The following is a 19,299-nucleotide window of genomic DNA, read 5'->3' as shown; positions in this document are numbered from 1 at the left end:
AGGTATATTTAAAAAATAATAAGTCAGTATGCTATTATATTTTTTTATATACCTTGTTAAAGATACTTTCAATTAATATAGTATATAAAAATTAATACTCTATTGTAATGACCTTATTCAATCTAATACTTTCTTTAACATCTATTATCCTTTGGTTTGTTGAACCTCTAAATTTAAGTCCATCTTGTTGTTTATCATCTTCAAATTTTCCATCTACCAATACATCTATATTATTTATTAAATCATTCCAACCTTCATATTCATCTTTATGTTCAATAATGTGCTCATAAGTATATCCTGTATAACTCCAAATATTCAATCCTTTTTCTTTAAAAGCCGTTGCCATATAAGCAAATTTATCAGCTTGTTCCCATGGATCTCCGCCACTAAATGTAACTCCTCTTAAAATTGGATTATCTAATGTATCTTCTATTAATTCATCTAAATTTTTTTCTTCACCACCATAAAAATCATGAGTGTCAGGATTAAAACAAGATTTGCAGTTATGTTTGCATCCTTGAGCAAAAAATACTCTTCTCATGCCAGGTCCATTAACTAAACTTTCATATGCTATTCCAGATAGTCTTATAGTCTTTTCCATAATAACGACCTCTTTCTAACTAATTTAGACACATGATATAAAATAACAAGTTAATAACTCGAAATATACTAGTATGCTGACTTGTTATTTTTCAATATGCCGTATCTATTATCACTCTAAAAAAATTCTTATATATTAATTATAACTTAATTATAAATAAATTTACAAATTATAATATCTCATAATTTCCCAATTATAAATTTCAATATAAAAAAAGCACAAGAATTCAAAATATATGAACTCCTGTACCTTTTCATTTAATTATTATATTTCAAATTAGCTATTTGCTTTTACGTAGTTAAGTCTTCCACCAGCTCTAATAACTGCAATTTCTTTTTCTGTTAAATCAATAGTTGCTTCAAATTCAGTTCCCTTAGTTAAGTTCTTCACTTTAACTAATCCTGTTTCTAAAACACCTTGGATATTTTCCATCTTTAAGTCATCTATTAAATCAATGTTATCATAATCTGCTTCATTCTTAAATTCTATTGGAATTATTCCATTATTTATTAAGTTAGCTTTATGGATTCTTGCAAATGATTTAGCTATAACAGCCTTAACACCTAAGTATAATGGTGCTAGCGCTGCATGTTCTCTGCTTGAACCTTGACCGTAGTTTCCTCCAGCAATTATAAATCCACCATTGAATTCCTTAGCTCTCTTAGGGAATTCTGTATCTACTGTATTAAAGCAGAATTCTGCAAGATAAGGTATATTTGATCTAAATGGTAATAACTTTGAGTTTGAAGGCATAATGTGGTCGGTTGTAATATTATCTTCAACCTTTATTAATACCTTACCATCTAGTTCTTCAGCTAATGGCTTACTTACTGGGAATGGTTTAATATTTGGTCCTCTAACAACTTCAACTTCAACATTTGTTGGTGCTGGTGCTAAAATCATCGAATCATCTATTAAGAATTCCTTAGGCATATCTATTGTTAAATCTACATCCACTTCTGTTGGATCAGTTAAAACTCCATTTATAGCTGAAACTGCCGCAGTCTCAGGACTCACTATATATATTTGTGCTGATAATGTTCCACTTCTACCATAGAAATTTCTATTAACAGTTCTAAGCGAAATTGCATCAGTTCCTGGTGATTGACCCATACCTATACAAGGTCCACAACCATTTTCAAGTATTCTTGCTCCTGAGCTGATTATATCTGCTAACGCACCATTTCTAGCTATCATCTCCATAACTTGTCTTGATCCAGGTCCTATTACTAAACTAACATCTGAATGTACCTTTTTACCTTTTAATATCTTAGCAACCTTCATTAAGTCTTCATAAGAAGAGTTAGTACAGCTTCCTATAACTACTTGATCAACTTTAATCTTACCAACTTCACTAACCTTAGCTACATTATCTGGGCTGTGTGGCTTAGCTGTAAGTGGAGTTAATTCATTTAAATTAATTGTTACTACTTCATCATATACTGCATCTGCATCTGGCTTAAATTCTATCCAATTTTCTTCTCTTCCTTGAGCTTTAAAGAATTCTAATGTTCTTTCATCACTTGGGAATATTGAGGTTGTTGCTCCAAGTTCAGCGCCCATATTAGTTATAGTAGCTCTTTCTGGAACTGAAAGTGTTTTAACGCCTTCACCAGCATATTCAAAAACTTTACCTACTCCACCTTTAACAGTTAATATTCTTAAAACTTCTAAGATAACATCTTTAGCTGCTACCATCTTATTTAGCTTTCCAGTAAGTTCTATCTTTACTACCTTTGGAGTATTAATGTTGTAAGCTCCTCCTCCCATAGCAAGAGCAACGTCTAATCCACCTGCACCCATAGCAAGCATACCAACACCGCCTGCTGTTGGTGTATGGCTATCAGATCCAATTAATGTATCTCCTGGAGTTGAGAATCTTTCTAGGAATATTTGATGGCATATTCCATTACCTGGTTTTGAGAAGTATACACCATATTTAGATGCAACTGTTTGAATAAACTTATGATCATCTGCATTTTCAAAACCTTGTTGCAACATATTATGATCTATAAATGCCACAGATTTTTTAGTCTTTACTCTATCTATTCCCATAGCTTCTAATTGAAGATATGCCATTGTTCCTGTTGAATCTTGAGTTAACGTTTGGTCAATCTTTAATGCAATTGGCTCTCCTGCCTTTAATTCACCTTCAACCACATGACTCTTTAAAATCTTGTAAACTAAATTATCACCCAATTTGTGTTCCTCCTATTTCTATTTATTTTTTTCTTCTAATTGTCTATGATATTCTTTATATAATTGAACTACTTCTTTGTCAAATAAAGTTCTCTTCAATCTAACTGATGTTGCTCTTACAAGTTCCAATATTCCTTTTGCTTCATCATCTGTAAGTACTCTATTATATTCTTTAAACTTATTTATTATTGAAGCCCTTCCAGAGTGCTTTCCTATAACAATTTGTCTTTCAAGACCAACTATTTCTGGATCGAAAGCTTCATAATTCTTAGGATCTTTTATTGCTCCATCAGCATGAATTCCTGATTCATGTGCAAACATATTTGTTCCAACAATAGCTTTCCAGATTGGAAGTTCTCTTCCTGATGCTCTTGATACATATTGTGATACTTCTCTGAACATTTGAGTATTTATATCTTCACCATTATATCCATAAACAAGCATTAATGCCATTATAACTTCTTCTAACGCTGCATTCCCTGCTCTTTCACCAAGACCATTTACAGTTACTCCAACATGTGATGCTCCTCCCTTGATACCAGCTACAGCATTAGCTGTTGACATTCCAAAGTCATCATGAGTATGCATTTCTATATCAAAACCTGTCTTATCATATATATATTTAATATCATCTCTAATTCTAAATGGTTCCATAATCCCTACAGTATCACAATATCTAAATCTATCTGCCCCTGCTTGTTTAGCTGCATTAATATATTCAACTAAGAAATCTTTATCTGCTCTAGATGCATCTTCCCCATTAACAGATACATAAAGTCCATTTTTCTTTGCAAATTCTACAGATTTAACCATGCTTTCTAATACCCATTCTCTAGATGTTTTTAGTTTGTGTTGAATGTGTATATCAGAAACTGATATTGATATAGCAACCGCATCAACTCCACAATCTATTGATTGTTCTATGTCACCAATTACAGCTCTATTCCATGCCATGATACTAGGTTTTAAATTTCTTTTTACGATCTCCTTTATAGCCTTTTTTTCGTCCCCACCCATTGTAGGAATTCCTACTTCTAGTTGATCAACGCCTAAGTCACTTAGCATTTGTGCTATCATTATTTTTTCTTGATTAGCAAAAACAACTCCTGCGGTTTGTTCACCGTCTCTAAGAGTGGTATCTACTATAGTAACTTTTTTGTTTTCTTTCAAATTACTAATTGCCATTGCAATCCCTCCACTTACATTATTAACTTATTGCATATTTAATAAGAGCTAATAAAATATCATTTTATTAATCTTTCTTTATAATATCATATTTCATCAACTCTAGACAAGTCTTATCATTGTTTTTTGCAATAGAATAGAGCCTCTCCTTCAAGTAACTTCGAAAATCAGCCTATTTAAGTTAAAATAAATGATATTATTGCAAGTTTTTTTTGAAATATTGCAATACCTTAATTATTTTAACTTTTATAATAGGTTTACTTATTTAATCCCCGATTTATACTAATTCTATTCATTAATAATCTTAAATAAAGATATTATATGGTTTATGAATTAAACTTTGAGGATTAACAATAATAAAAATGCTATCTTAAAATAATATATTGAACTGAATCCAATTCATTTTCTTATTTTAAGATAGCTTCTTAATTACTAATTTAAAATCACAAATTACCAACTACTGAACATTATTAACTAACTATTCATATAATTATCTTTTCCTAGGCATTTGTATATAAAGTTAAATCTATTATATATAATTAAATATCAGTTGATATTTAGTTATAGTTATGACCATGATTTTCTGTATGAGATATTCTATCTTCTCTCTCATGGTATTTTCCTGCACCAAATCTTTCGTCTAAACTTAAATATCCGGTAACTCTTGATATTCCTTGTATATCTTGGCTTCCGCATTTTGGACAACTACTTTGATTTTCATGTAAGTAAGTTCCGCAATCCCTACAATATTTTATATGAAAATTAATTCCCACATAACTGATATTAGTATTCTTATATGCATAATTTATTATATCCATTACTGTTTCTGCATTCGGTGAATCATCTACTTCTATATAACTTATATGCCCACCATTGCAAAGCTTGTGATATGGAGCCTCAATATTGATTTTATCTTTAATAGAAATCGCATGTGAAACTGGTACATGGAAGCTATTTGTATAATATTCTTTATCAGTTACTCCACTTATTACTCCAAATATCTTTTGATCTTGTTTTATAAACTTACCTGAAAGGCCTTCTGCCGGAGTAGCATAACAACTCCAATTTAATTTATACTCTTCTGTAATTTTATCTGTATATTGTTTTATGTGTTCAATAATTTTCACACCTAATTCTCTAGCTTCAGTATCTTCTCCATGATGTTTGCCTGTTAAAGCTACTAGTGTTTCTGCAAGTCCTATAAATCCAATTCCCCATGTTCCTTGCTTTAGGATTGGTTCTATTGAATCATCAGGTTTTAAACCCTCTGAACCTTTCATAAGTCCTTGCCCTGCAACAAATGGCAAATCCTTAACCTTCAGATTTTTTAACACATTATATCTATGCATTAGAGAATCCTTTGATAACTCTAATCTTGAATCTAATATTTCAAAAAATTTATTTATATCCCCTTTGGCTTGCAATCCTACTCTTGGAAGATTAATAGTTGTAGGTGCTATATTTCCCCTACCTTTACAACCTGGTTCGCCATTTATATTTTTCATAAGGTAAGTTCTACATCCCATGGTTGCTGGAACATATCCCATATCATAATATTCTTTATTGAAGTCTGCATCAATGTTCATAAACGTTGGATTCATTCTTTTTGCAGCTACTCTACATGCTAATTTATATAAATAAAAATACGGATCATTTTCTTCTCTGTTAACTCCTGATTTGACTCTAAAAATTATGTTAGGGAAAATTGGTTGCTCTCCCTTTCCTAATCCCTTTTCATATTCTAAAAGAAAAACTTCACATACGAGTGCAGCATCTGAACTTTCAGGTAATCCAAGATTGATTGAGCTAAATGGAACTTGTGATCCAGCTCTTGAATGCATTGTATTAAGATTGTAAACAACACCTTGCATAGCTTGTTTTACTTTATTTCTTACCTTTTTTTCAAGTAAATCTTCTATCTTTTCCTCAGGGATTTCTAGTTCTTCTAATTCTTTTCTAATCTCTTCCCTAGTAGGATTTACAAATATAGCCATATCATTATCAAAGTCTGGGTGAGATTGACCTCCAAACATGTCATTTTGAGTTGATTGTAATAAAATACATGATAATTCTGCAGCTGTTTCTATTCTTCTAGGAGCATTAATTGTTCCATATCCTGTATTAAATCCATTTTCCAACATTTCTCTAGTCGGAATATGCAAACAATTTACAGTTAAATTATAACTATCTAAATCATGATAATATAAGTCTCCTGTTTCATGAGCTTTTGCTAAACTTTTAGGCATTATAGCCAAGGTATTCCACTTATTTGATTCAGAAGCTATTCTAAGTAATTTTGAACTAAAATTATTTCCTACATTTGCATTATCTCTATCTGTCTCAACACCAATTTGGCGAATTGCTTTCATTAAATCTGATTTTATTTCTCTAACCTTTGTTCTTTCTTTTCTATATCCTGAATAGGCAAACGCTATATCTTTATGACCCTCATCGTGTAGTGATTTCTCTACAAAATTCTGTATTTGTTCTACCGTTATTGTTTTTCTATGCTCTAATTCAATATATGTAATTACTTTCTGTACAGTATCTAATACTTGGCTTTCTCTTAAAATTAAACCTATTTCAGCGGCTGACCCTTTAATGGCTTGGGCTATCTTGTCTGAATTAAATTCAACTTCTCTCCCGTCCCTTTTTACAACATATAGCATTGTTATTCCCTCCATGACACAATATATAGTGTAATCACTACCGTATTATTATACTGTATTAGGTATTCATTAGCAATGCTTCTATTTTTTTATTTTTAAACCTCTAGATTTTAATTATCATGATTTACATCTCATTATCTTTCGATTTGGCCATTTTTTGTCACTTTTATATATTTGACTTATTATAAACAACTCTTATCATTGCTTATCACTACATTTATCATATTTTTTCTTAATATCTTATATAAAAATTTTATTATTTCTACGTTTTAATGTTAATACTTGAACTAATAAAAAACTTATATTTTACAAATAGTGATATAATTAATTAAATATTATTATATTTTAGGAGGAACTAAGATGGATAAAATAGCATTAATAACTGATAGTGCTTCTGATTTAAATACTGATTTTGCAAAAGCAAATAATATTAAGATATTACCGCTTAAAATTATATTTTCTGATAGGGAATATGATGATGGAATAGATATAACTCCCAAAATGCTTTATGAAGCATTACCTAAAGAAATTCCTAAAACTTCATTACCTAGTATAGATAAATTTGCTTCTGCCTTAGAAGAAGTAAAAAATGAAGGTTATACTCATGTAATTATAATAACTATATCAAGTGGTCTTTCAGGAACTTATAATTCTGCAAGACTTGCTGCTGAAAATACTTCTGGGCTTGAAATCTTTGTATTTGATTCTATGACCTTAACCATGTCAGAGGGTGCAATGGTAATTGAAACAGCAAATTTAATTAAAGAAGGAAAGTCTTTTAATGAAATAGTAGATATCCTACCTATATTTAGAAGCAAAATAGATGTATTCTTTACGATAGATACATTGGAATATCTAATAAAAGGTGGTAGAATAGGTAAAGTTTCTGGCACAATAGCAGATGCTCTTAACCTTAAACCTATTATAACTGTAGGTGATGATGGAATATATCATACTGTATGCAAGATTCGAGGAATAAAACAATCCATATCTCGCTTAGCAAGTTTACTAAAGCCCTACTTAGAAGCTAGTCCATGTAAAGTTTGGGTTCTAGATGGAAATGCTCCTGATAAAGCTGCAATGTTATATGATGCAATAAAATATTTTCCAAATCTAATAGAATGTACCTTAGGCGGAGAAATTGGCCCTGCGCTTGGAGTTCATACAGGTCCTGGACTTGTTGGGCTTATAGTTGAAAAAGTAGATTAAGACATATTACATAAAGCCTGTAATTCTTGAGAACATCAGATAAAATGGATTTGCATACTGACTTGTTATTTTTTATGTATTTAATCTGTATACTCCTTTCTCTATTTGTAAATAATATTTCTATAGAGAAAGGAGTTATTTTAATATGAAAGATTTTGTATTAGATTCAACCTATAAAGATGCTACTATTGTTAATAGTAATGACGATATTTTTATTACTTCATCTAATAATCTACCTTCTAATTCTATTGCTCATCACACGGTAAATTTAAGTAAATCTAGTTCCAATTATAATGCCAATCATAATAAAGATGATAAATCTAATATTTACAACATAATTGACTATTTATAATAACAATTTCAAAATATTCTGATTATTGCAGAGTATTCAAAGTTAGCTAATACTTTATATATAAACCTTTTAAACCTTATTTAATTAATTCTAACATAAGGAATGAAACCTTGTAAAAATTTCATACCATTTATGCACTTAATCTATAAATTTCTATATAAATACACAATAGGATTGATATTTGTTTTATACAACTATCAATCCTATTTGAATTAGATTTACATATTCTATTATTCTATAGAAATTGCATTTACCGGACAACTTTCTTCTGCTTCTTTTGCTGAATCCATTGAATCATCTGGAACTTCATCAACTATTGCTCCAGCCTTTCCATCATCCTCCATATCAAAACATTCTGGACATATTGATGGACATAATCCGCATGATATACAAGTATCTTTATCTACATTTGGCTTCATTAATAAATCAATCCTTTCTATAATATAAAATTACTAACTTATTATTTCCTAAGAAATAATAATTTATGTATATATAACATCATAATTTAGAAATAAGGCATATAAAGTAAAATAACAAGTTAAACATTCTAGTTATTTTATTTCATATGCCTAAATATTTTTTAATATAATCCTTCAAATATTAACGAATACAATGAGTTTTCTCTAACATATTCCTCAGCTTTGCCCTCTTCTAGTGCTTCTGTAAGTTCAATATTAATTGGTAGTTCTCCTATCAGAGGCAATCCTAGATATTGAGCATTTTCATCTGAAGATTTTCTGCTAAATACTCTTATTTTTTTATCACAATCTGGGCAGTTTATATAAGCCATATTTTCTACTACGCCTTTAATCTTTATGCCTATCTTTTGAGCCATAATAACAACTTTCTTAACAATCATTGATACCATATCTTGTGGTGTAGAAACTATTACAATTTCATTAATTGGAAACTCTTGCATTACAGTTAAAGCTATATCTCCAGTACCTGGCGGCATATCTATAAGCAAATAGTCTAGTTCTTCCCAATTAGTCTCTATAAACATTTGCTTTAATACTCCTGTAATCACAGGACCTCTCCAAATAACGGGTTCATCTTCTACTGCGGTTAAAAGATTCATAGAAATCACCTTTATTCCACTTTCTGTTTCTACAGGTTCAAATCTTACCATATCATTTTCTAAAGGAATTATAGTTGCTCTTTTACTATTAACACCAAAAAACCTTGGCATGGACGGTCCCGTAATATCTGCATCTAAAACCCCTACCTTATAGCCTTTCTTAGCTAACATAGTTGCCATAATTCCAGTAACCGTTGATTTACCAACGCCACCTTTTCCACTTATAACACCTATAACATTTTTTATCTTTCCATATCTAGGTGTTAACTTCAAACTTTCTTCTTTACATCCTTCATCCTTAGATTTACATGTATCCTTACTTTGACAGTTTTCACAACTCATTATTTCATCCTCCATTTACTTCACCAATCTTGTGGTACTTTGTTTGGTTCGCTTACCTTAATATCCCAATCCTTATAATTATATTCTGCTAATATATAATAGCTCTCAAAAGATTTATCCTTTTTATTTTCTACAGTTATTAAAGTTTTGAAGATTGTACTATTATATCCCCTATTCTTAACTCTTATTATTGTATCAAAGTTTTCATAATTATTATTCACCAAATCAACATTCGGTAAAACCTCATTTAGATTCTTCTTAAATTCTTCTAAGTCCACAGAAAATATATATTTTAAGCAATCTACATCTCCGCCTATATCTATTCCAACCTTATTATCATTAGATAAAATGTCCCTTTTGCTTTCAATAACCTTCAATATTGATTGATAGTATATGTATTGAAAGTTTCTTGGTTTTCTTATAAATGAAAGATTTTGCATTATAGTATTTTCTAAATTCTTTGAAACTGAAAAAGCTTTATCTTCATTATAAAAATTACCTGTATTACGCTCGTTAGCTCCAACTACATATTGGTACTTATTTACTTCGTCTCCAATGCAGACCTCAAAAATATAATCTGGATCAAGAGAACTCTTTTTTGAAACCTCACTACCTTCTGACAAAAGTTTATAAATATCCTCTATTGCTTTACTATCATTAACTACAAATCTAAATCCGCTATCCCTAACACTTTGTATAACAATCTTATCTACTCTATTTTGTTTTATATACTCAAATTGCTGATTTTTAAGATTCATTTTAACTTCTAAATCATTAACAAAGGTGCAGCCTGAGAGCATCATACTTGCAGTTAATAATGTGGTTAAAACTATAATTGAAAATTTATTGTTCTTCAATGTTTTTCTTCGCTCCTTTAAAAAACTTGTGGTTATTAAAAATAATAATCCCAAGCACTAAAGTAAATATTGCAATAAATTGCGATGTAGAAAGAAATCCAACACTTCCTCTAGGATCATCTCTTAAAAACTCTACTAAAAACCTTCCAATGCTATATATTATTAAATACATACCCACTACTTTACCATTCTGTCTTTCCTTCTTACTATAATATAAAAGAAAAAATCCTAATAAAAAATCAAAAATCGAAGAATAAATTTGTGTTGGGTGTACATCTATTCCTGCTGGTGCAAGAGAAGTTTTAGGAAACTTTACACCTATAGGTAATATAGTTTCTGCTCCATAGCAACATCCAGCTAAAAAACATCCAATTCTTCCAAAACCTTGTGCTATTGCAAGACCTGGGACTGTCATATCTAGCATCTCAATTATATTCCAATTCTTTTTTTTGCAATATAGGTACATTGCTAAAGCACCACCACCTATAGCTCCATAAATAACAAAACCATATCCAAAATTCAATAATATACTTGGTTCTTTTATAATATCCTTAAATTCAGTTATTATAAATAATCCTTTACCTCCAAGCATTCCACCTATTATTGCAAAAATAATTAAGTTTAATAAATGATCTTCATTAAACCCTTTCTTTTTTCCTTTATTTATAAATAAAGCGGCTGCAACAATTATACCAATTGCAATCATTAATCCATAACCCTTTATTTGTATACCAAATATCTCAAATAATATTATCCTCATTATTCCCTCCAAACGTCAAATAAGTATCAAGGAGAAGCTAGTTTCTGCTTCTCCTTGATACTTAAATTATAATACTTATCCTTATCCTTGGCAAATCTTATTTGTTTTCTTAAATGATATAAAAACAAATAGCAATCTAAACATGTTACAATATGTTTTGTGGACTATAACGAAGCAAATTTTACGCCAAGCTATCTATTATTGAAATTTTCAAACACATTATTACGCCCATACTTATTACATTACTTTTAAGATGTTTTAATACTTGAGATAATAGTATTAAAAATAGTATTCATATTTTCCCTATACTCGTTTTTCTTAAGATTAAATAATACCTTTATTGTCTTACCTTCTTCTAAATTCAAATAATAACATTCGTTTTTAAAGTCGTATCCATTTTTTATACTTGTCTCATATTTTACTAATACTCCAGCATTATTAGGATTCTTAAAAGGTATTACCTCTGAATTAAAGTATTCTAAATACTGATTATTCAAATCACGTTCTGCAAATACATCTAAATCATCTTTAGTATTTATTACTTCCAACAAACCAGTAAGTTTATTATTATTGTCTTTAAAACTTAATTTATGGCTTACATATTGCCCTTTACTTTCTCTTTCATCTACAATCCATTCACTTGGCAATGATATAACATACTTATCTTCATCAAAATCATATTCCTTAAATTCACTTATTCCTCTATCCGTAAGAACCATCCGTTCAAAATTGTCCTTAAAGAAACCTTGAGTTATGGCTAGTATTATCATTAATGATAACAATATTGATGTGACAATTAATTGCTTTTTATTCATAATAATTTTATCTTCCTATTTTGTTGGGATTACAATTGAAGAATTTTTAAAATCATAGAACATTAGCCAATACCCTCTATCATTTTTATTGTCACTAGTCCACGTTACGAAACCTGTTCTTCCTCCATATGGTTGATCATTTGTTTCTTTACTTCCTGGTATTCCATATACAATATATTGTATATGGCCATTTTTATTACATTTATATCCTAATAAGAAATACCCTACCTTAGTAATATAAGGATAATAGTTTAGCATTGGATAATATGCTAATGTATACTTATTATAATTTGATTCATCGCATAAATCCTCCATACTATTTACATTTATTTTATACAATTTACAATAATTTATATCAGCTAAACTTCCATTATAAGGCTCAAAGCCTTCTGCAAGTTTCTCAAAATACTGCCCTACTTCCCCATTAATTTTAAAATCCTGATTTGAAGTTACTTGTTTCATATTCTCTAAATTCATTTGTTGAATATTGTTATTTGAACTTAGTTGTTGCATATTATCTAAACTTGATTGTTGCATATTATTATTTGAGCTTAGTTGTTGCATATTATCTAAACTTGATTGTTGTTCAGTATTTTTTGATCCTATTTTTTGAATATCATTTTCGTATTCATCAAAATCTATTATATCTAATCTATCTAATCTATCTTCTCTAACTGTTTGATTTAATTTATCTAAGTTAAAGTTTTCTTCTATTCTCCTTGAATTACGTTTAATATTGCTCTCACTTCTACATTTCTTTTCTAATTTGAATTTTTTCCACTTACAGTCATTGCTTTTCTTATCCCTTATAAAACCATAAACTATAATATCCTCATGCAAATTATTTATCCTAAAATCTATTACACCATCATAAGTCTCTAACTTTTTAGATAATCTATTAATAGATTCTTCTATATTTTCATCCATCTCATGCTTGTAACACTTTTTAGTTTCTTCATTCTTCTCACATTTCTTAGCTTCTTTACACTTATTTCTATCTTCATCTAAAGAATCTATAGTTTGAGCTATCTTCTTATGGTTTTCAGGAATCCTGTTTTGATGTTTATCTTCCACTTTAGAATTGTTCTCATTTGAAATTCCTACTTCTATATTTTCTTTAGATTTAATATTATCTTCTTCCTTTTTACGCTCAACTAATTCACTTTCTAATTTCGATGCTTTTACAGTTTTAGTTTCTACAATATTTGATTGTGATATTATAACTTTATTATTTATACTTGAATCAAGAATATCCTTGTTTTTAGGTTCTGTATTCAATCTATTAATATATTTTTTAGGTTCTTCATCCAGTTTGTTAATATACTTTTTAGGTTCTTCATCAAATTTATTAATATACTTTTCAGGTTCTTCATCTAGTTTATTAATATACTTTTTAGGTTTTTCATCCAATTTATTAATGTACTCTTTAGGCTCTTCATCTAGTTTATTAATATACTTTTTAGGTTCTTCATCCAGTTTATTAATATACTTTTTAGGTTTTTCATCCAATTTATTAATGTACTCTTTGGGTTCTTCATCTAGTTTATTAATATACTTTTTAGGTTCTTCATCTAGTTTATTAATGTACTTTTTAGAATCTACTTTAACAACTTTAAATTTCCTCCAATTATCAGCAGAATCTTCCCCATTCATAAATCCATGCATTATAAACTCAGTTTCATTATCTTTTATTTTACAAATAGCAGCTCCAGATATTTTTTCATAAGATATTCCAAGTCCAGCTATGTTATTGACATAGTATTCTTTGCTGGTATCTCCTTTTCCAACTCCATTTATTGCTAAAGGTCCTAAATCAATTAATTGTTTTAAATCCCTTTTGCAACAGATAAGTACCATGGAATAATTATCTTCTTGCCTAAGATTTTGGGCATAAAAAGATACCTTACACTTATCACCTTTTGCCTCAACCTTGGCATATCCAGATAAAGCTTTATCGTTAGAATGAGAATATCCTCTTTCATCTTCCTGTAATATTATAAAATTTCTATATAATTTATTATGTGCCACCCCTATATTCCCTCCACATATATTTATTCCATATATTATATGCGGAAGAATTGCTATTATGATTTAATTAAGCCGCATGAAAGAAAATAACAGACCTTGTCTTAAAACAAGATCTGTTATTTTTTCAAATACGTCTAAAACTTTAAAAGCCTTTCGTAATACCTTTAATCGTTAATTTTCATATCATATATGCAATCTGCTAATGTTGCAAATTCTTGTACTGTTAGAGTTTCTGCTCTTCTCTTAGGATCTATTCCTGATTTTTCAAATGCTTCTTCTAATTTTTCCTTATTTACTTTAAGTGCCTTTGTAGCATTCCATAAAGTCTTCCTTCTCATATTAAATCCAGCCCTTACTAATTCAAACATAAACCTTACATCTTTAGTTTCAACTCTAGGCTTATCCAATCTATCTAATTTTATCACTATAGATTCTACCTTTGGCCTTGGAATAAATGATGTTGGTGCTACTCTTCTTACTATACTCGTATCACAGTAATATTGTACCAAAACAGACAATGCTCCATATGCCTTGCAATTTGGTTCTGCATTAATTCTCTCTGCAACTTCCTTTTGTATCATAATAGTTAAAGATTTAAAATTATATCCGTCTTTTAAAAGTTTAAGAATTATAGGTGTTGTAACGTAATATGGAAGATTAGCTACAAGCTTAACACTTTTTTCATCTCCAATAAGTTCATTAAAATCTACTTTAAGTGCATCTTTATGTATTAAATTGAAGTTTTCATTATCCCCCAACTCTTTTTCTAGAATAGGAATTAAGTCACTATCTAATTCTATTGCAGTTACCTTTTTTGCTTTCATTAAAAGCTGAGCAGTTAAAGTCCCTACTCCTGGACCAATTTCTATAATAAAATCTTCATTATTTACTTCTGCTCCATCTATTATATCGTTAAGTACTGAATCATCCACTAGAAAATTTTGACCCAGACTTTTTGTAAACTTAAAATTATACTTATTAACTATTTCTTGAGTTTTTATATCCTTTAAATCCATTTATTTCTTACCCACTTCCAATTGTTTTTCTATTTTTTCTATAGCATTCGCGAATTCATCTTTTGTTATTCCATAATTATTTAATCTAGAAATCATTTGAGTTGCATTTCCATATCCTATTCCTAATATTTTGCCTAGCATCCCTCTTCTAACCTTTGATGTATTATCTCCTGTAAGCTTAAAATAAAACATATCTTGCATAGTAAAGAATTCTTGTTTTTCTATCTGTGTTATTTTAGCCATTTCAAGTGCTCTTAAAATAACTTCTGGGCAAGCATTTTCAACTCCAATGTCTCCATTTTTGAGTCCATCTTCTTTTGCAATATATGCATGTTTAATTCCCTTAACCCTCTTAGATATTATTCTTCTTATCTTTTCCCCAGCAAAATCTGGATCAGTCAAAACAATTACGCCTTTTCTTTTTTGGGCTTCTTGTATTCTTGTAATTACCTTTGCGTTTATTCCAAATCCTCCAACAGCTATTGTTTCTGCGTCTATTGCTTTCTTTACAGCATCTACATCGTCTCTACCTTCAACAACGATTACTTCTTTTATCAATACTTTATACTTCCTTTCATTAAGGCACATTGAAAATAATAATAAGCCAGTATATTCTAGTTTATTTTGTATATTTGACTTGTTATTTTCTTTCACGTGCTAATTGTTACTTATAAGATACCACTTATTTTATCTCTTTTCTAATAATATGATAAATTTACTACAATTTAAAGAAAAAAAATAGAGATAACAAATGTTATCTCTTAAGATAATTTACCATTCTCCTGGATGCGCAACTAATAATACGTTAACTGATCTTCTCCCCCAATTATAACATTCATTTGATGTATTAAGGTATATATCAATCTTGTTGCCCTTTATAGCACCACCTGTATCAGCTGCAATTGCATACCCATATCCATCTACATAAACCTTACTTCCTAATGGGATTACAGATGGATCAACTGCGATCGTACTTAAACCGCCTTCATTTCTAACGGGTTTTTTACCCGTAGCAGTATTCGAATGATTACTGTAAGCTGTTGCTGTACAATTGAGCTTTTTCTTATAAGTTATGCTATTTCCGCCTCTACTTGCGTATACTTGTCCAGTTCCTTTTACCACTATTTGATTTTGTGGTTCTAAAATAGTCTTAGTGCTCTTTACATTACGAGAAACCTCTACTCCATCTTTATATATTATTTGATAAGTAATTTCCTTCTCGCCATTATTTCCTTCACTCTTAACCTTTTGAACACTACTATCTAGATTTGCATCTTTTTCAACTATTGTATCGAAGTTAATAACTTCTTTCTCAACAAGGTCTTTTGTTTCTACTTTGACAAGTTGCACACTTACGTCACCTTCTATTTTAGAATTTAATGAAGGTAATATTTCATCCACATCTTTATCAAATTGAATACCTTGTTCTTTTAATGTAGTTTCTTCTGCATCTAGCATATCCTCAATAGTATCTTCTGCTGTTTGCACTTGTACTTTTATTCCATTTGATTTAATTTCTACAGGAATAGCTGTCTTTAATTTAATAGTTTCTTTCTCAGATACTTTGGATTCTAATGATGGCTGCACTTTATCTTTAGGAGCTACTTGCACTCCATTTTCTAGCAACACATCTTTAACAGTCCCCTTGTACGTGACAAAAGTCTCTTCTTTACCGTCTATACTTATTACGAGCGTTTTTCTCATACTCATTATTGTCACTGCTGTAGTAACTACAAATACTATTGCAATTACCCCAATTAAAATTTTTGCCTTGGTCGGACCGTTAGAAAAACTTTTTTTAATAAATTGTTTTAATTTTTCTACCATTAATTTCCCTCCTTTGGCAAGAGTGTTCTTTGAATTATATATTAATAATCCAAACTTGTCAAATTTATAACCCCTTGCATTATAATGAAGCATAGTAATAATGCACTCTGTGCATAAAAATATAATAATATAAAAATGATAGCGTATTTTAACATTACTCCATTATATAGTTAGAAATTAAATGATATTTAATTATGAAAATTTGTATTTAATTAGTGATAAATTAAATGTAAGTTTAATTTATTATGAATTGAGTACAAGAATTATTATTTAAGTGTACATATTACATTTTACCTTATTTTCCCTTTTTAATCAACCTAAAAAAATTCTCATTAAAGCTCAAATTTGCCTTGTATGGGTCAATTTCCCTTATTTGAGCAAACTTGTTTATTATATGTTCAATATAGTCCGATTTGTTTCTTTTTCCTCGATTTGGCTCTGGTGCCATATAAGGACAATCTGTTTCAACAAGAATTTTTTCTAGTGGTATTTCTTTCGCTACTTCAATGACTTTTTTGGCATTTTTAAATGTAATAACACCCGTGAAACCTATATAATATCCTAGATTTATACATTCCTTTGCAAATTCTACACTCCCTGAAAAACAATGCACTACCCCTGTAACTTCTGGAAATTCCTTCATTATTTCTAATGTATCTTTATGTGCATCTCTATCATGAATAACTACCGGAAAACTTAATTCTTTTGCTAAATTCATTTGGCTTCTAAACACTTCTTTTTGTATATCTTTTGGTGGATTCTCATCCCAATGATAATCCAATCCAATCTCTCCTATTGCTACTATCTTATCATTGTCCTTAATATAATCTTTGATTTCATCTAAGGTATCCTTCTTCATTTCATTGGCGTTTTCTGGATGAATACCTAAAGCTCCAAATATAAAATCATAATCTTTAGTCAACTTATCTGTAGTTTTTAAGCTAGAATATGATGCTGCACAATTTAATACTCCAATAACTCCATTTTCTCTAATTTCATTTAATACTTTTTCTCTGTCTTCATCAAAAGCCTCATCATCATAGTGCGCATGACTATCTATTATTTCAAACTTTCCTTGCATACTTAGTATCATCCTTTCTGTTAAGTACATTAGATTAATCAGATCTAGTACCTATAATTATCATTAAAACTTATGCGATTGCTATCTATTTTTAAACTATAATCTCTTTAATATAGATGCTAAGCTGTTCCACCAACTATAATATTAGGTGCGAAATATACTTTTGTATTATCTATCGATTCTTCATTTATAATATCTATTATTAATTTGCATGCTTGTTGCCCCATATTATAAATAGGTTGTTGAATTGTTGTAAGTTCTGGTTCGATCATTCTAGATAATTTTATTCCATCAAAACCCATTATTACAATATCTTCAGGAATTCTATATTCTCTTCTTTTAAGGGTCTTCATCCCTCCTATAGCCATTACATCATTAGAATAAAAAATAGCATCAAAACATTCACATTTATCAATTATTTCATTAGTAATTTCAATACCACCTTCTAAAGAAAATGCAGTTTCAAAAATTAATGACTTATTATAAATACCATGCTTAGTCATAATATCCTTATACCCATCTATTCTTTCTTGGTTTACACTTATTTTCTTTGGTCCAGAAACAAATACTATATTTCTCTTACCTTTACTATATAAATATTCTATGCCACATTTTATTCCTTGTTTATTATCAAAATAAACTCCTGGATAATCTTCAAAACCTTCAATATTTCTATCCATAAATACAAATGGTATGCCATTCAATTTTAAAAGATTTGCACTGGCATCACTTTTTTCTCCTGGAATTAAAATTATTCCATCAATTAATTTACTTATTAAAAGCTCTACATACTTCTTTTCCTTATCTGCATTATTATCGGAATTACACAAAATTATGTTGTATCCTAATTTATTTGCAACATCTTCTATAGCCCTTGATAACTCTGAGAAAAATGGATTTGAAATATCCGGAATAATTATTGCAATACTTCCAGATTTTCTGGTATTTAAACCCCTAGCAATATTATTAGGTATATATCCCGTTTGTTCTATAATATCGTATATCTTCTTTTTAGTTTCTTCACTTATACTACTATCCTTATTATTAATAACCATAGATACTGTAGTTTTTGACACTCCTACTTTTTCTGCAATATCTTTCATTGTTATCTTCTTCATATATTAGCTACCCCAATCCTTAATGTTAATGTGTAAATGCATAGTCTTAATATTTCTAATCTAATTATATATTAATCTACTGTTTATCGATAGTAATTATCATCATTTTTAAATTATATGGCCTTTTTATTGCTATATATATATCTGCTTAAAATTTATCTT

General features: G+C 29.3%; 17 protein-coding genes. 2 read left to right on the top strand and 15 right to left on the bottom strand.

All coding sequences use genetic code 11. From position 1 onward, the window contains the following. Positions 1 to 91 precede the first annotated feature (91 nt). The 4 genes from nrdG to DIC82_04555 all read right to left on the bottom strand — a co-directional run bounded on the left by nrdG (position 92) and on the right by DIC82_04555 (position 6,654). On the bottom strand, positions 92 to 601 hold the full coding sequence (nrdG, locus tag DIC82_04570; protein ID AWK50360.1) for an anaerobic ribonucleoside-triphosphate reductase activating protein: 510 nt from the start codon (positions 599 to 601) through the stop codon (positions 92 to 94). 276 nt (positions 602 to 877) lie between these two features. Next, positions 878 to 2,800 carry an aconitate hydratase gene (locus tag DIC82_04565; GenBank protein AWK50359.1) on the bottom strand — a complete coding sequence of 641 codons (1,923 nt, stop codon included), beginning with the start codon at positions 2,798 to 2,800 and terminating at the stop codon, positions 878 to 880. Between the two features lie 18 nt (positions 2,801 to 2,818). Next, on the bottom strand, positions 2,819 to 3,985 hold the full coding sequence (gene nifV / locus DIC82_04560) for a homocitrate synthase (GenBank protein AWK50358.1): 1,167 nt from the start codon (positions 3,983 to 3,985) through the stop codon (positions 2,819 to 2,821). 557 nt (positions 3,986 to 4,542) lie between these two features. Continuing rightward, positions 4,543 to 6,654 carry an anaerobic ribonucleoside-triphosphate reductase gene (locus tag DIC82_04555; GenBank protein AWK50357.1) on the bottom strand — a complete coding sequence of 704 codons (2,112 nt, stop codon included), beginning with the start codon at positions 6,652 to 6,654 and terminating at the stop codon, positions 4,543 to 4,545. 360 nt (positions 6,655 to 7,014) lie between these two features. Here DIC82_04555 and DIC82_04550 point away from each other — a divergent pair, with 360 nt between their 5' ends. Both DIC82_04550 and DIC82_04545 read left to right on the top strand, forming a co-directional pair. Next, positions 7,015 to 7,863: a fatty acid-binding protein DegV gene (locus DIC82_04550; GenBank protein ID AWK50356.1), complete on the top strand. Its 849-nt coding sequence runs from the start codon at positions 7,015 to 7,017 to the stop codon at positions 7,861 to 7,863. 145 nt (positions 7,864 to 8,008) lie between these two features. Beyond that, the gene (locus DIC82_04545) at positions 8,009 to 8,215 is read left to right on the top strand and encodes a hypothetical protein (protein AWK50355.1); all 207 of its coding nucleotides are present in this window, start codon (positions 8,009 to 8,011) and stop codon (positions 8,213 to 8,215) included. A 230-nt stretch (positions 8,216 to 8,445) separates the two neighbouring features. Here the strand turns inward: DIC82_04545 and DIC82_04540 are convergent, their stop codons facing one another. From DIC82_04540 to DIC82_04490, 11 genes are all read right to left on the bottom strand, one after another. Next, entirely contained in the window at positions 8,446 to 8,634 is a 189-nt protein-coding gene (locus DIC82_04540; protein AWK50354.1) for a ferredoxin, read from the bottom strand. Positions 8,635 to 8,795: 161 nt separating this feature from the next. Further along, positions 8,796 to 9,635, bottom strand: coding sequence for a sodium:proton antiporter (locus tag DIC82_04535; protein AWK50353.1), 840 nt, complete (start codon positions 9,633 to 9,635; stop codon positions 8,796 to 8,798). Positions 9,636 to 9,655: 20 nt separating this feature from the next. Further along, positions 9,656 to 10,492: a hypothetical protein gene (locus tag DIC82_04530; protein AWK50352.1), complete on the bottom strand. Its 837-nt coding sequence runs from the start codon at positions 10,490 to 10,492 to the stop codon at positions 9,656 to 9,658. After that, positions 10,479 to 11,252: a prolipoprotein diacylglyceryl transferase gene (locus tag DIC82_04525; GenBank protein ID AWK50351.1), complete on the bottom strand. Its 774-nt coding sequence runs from the start codon at positions 11,250 to 11,252 to the stop codon at positions 10,479 to 10,481. Before DIC82_04525 ends, DIC82_04530 begins: the two co-directional genes overlap by 14 nt. A gap of 248 nt (positions 11,253 to 11,500) precedes the next feature. Beyond that, on the bottom strand, positions 11,501 to 12,067 hold the full coding sequence (locus DIC82_04520) for a hypothetical protein (GenBank protein ID AWK50350.1): 567 nt from the start codon (positions 12,065 to 12,067) through the stop codon (positions 11,501 to 11,503). Between the two features lie 15 nt (positions 12,068 to 12,082). Next, a complete protein-coding gene (locus DIC82_04515; protein ID AWK50349.1) occupies positions 12,083 to 14,095 on the bottom strand; it encodes a hypothetical protein in 2,013 nt (670 codons plus the stop codon). A 164-nt stretch (positions 14,096 to 14,259) separates the two neighbouring features. Next, positions 14,260 to 15,111, bottom strand: a complete 852-nt coding sequence (locus DIC82_04510) for a 16S rRNA (adenine(1518)-N(6)/adenine(1519)-N(6))-dimethyltransferase (GenBank protein ID AWK50348.1) — start codon at positions 15,109 to 15,111, stop codon at positions 14,260 to 14,262. Beyond that, complete coding sequence (gene rnmV / locus DIC82_04505) at positions 15,112 to 15,669, bottom strand: ribonuclease M5 (GenBank protein AWK50347.1); 558 nt, start codon at positions 15,667 to 15,669, stop codon at positions 15,112 to 15,114. A gap of 213 nt (positions 15,670 to 15,882) precedes the next feature. Beyond that, a complete protein-coding gene (locus DIC82_04500; protein ID AWK50346.1) occupies positions 15,883 to 16,938 on the bottom strand; it encodes a hypothetical protein in 1,056 nt (351 codons plus the stop codon). A gap of 295 nt (positions 16,939 to 17,233) precedes the next feature. After that, positions 17,234 to 18,019 (bottom strand): hydrolase TatD, encoded by a 786-nt coding sequence (locus tag DIC82_04495; GenBank protein ID AWK50345.1) that lies wholly within the window; start codon positions 18,017 to 18,019, stop codon positions 17,234 to 17,236. Positions 18,020 to 18,138: 119 nt separating this feature from the next. After that, positions 18,139 to 19,137 carry a LacI family transcriptional regulator gene (locus DIC82_04490; GenBank protein ID AWK50344.1) on the bottom strand — a complete coding sequence of 333 codons (999 nt, stop codon included), beginning with the start codon at positions 19,135 to 19,137 and terminating at the stop codon, positions 18,139 to 18,141. Between the last annotated feature and the right edge of the window lie 162 nt (positions 19,138 to 19,299).

Origin of the sequence: Clostridium beijerinckii, assembly GCA_003129525.1 — a bacterium.
GTDB lineage: Bacteria > Bacillota > Clostridia > Clostridiales > Clostridiaceae > Clostridium > Clostridium beijerinckii_D.
This window is presented reverse-complemented; position numbering and strand designations above follow the sequence as displayed.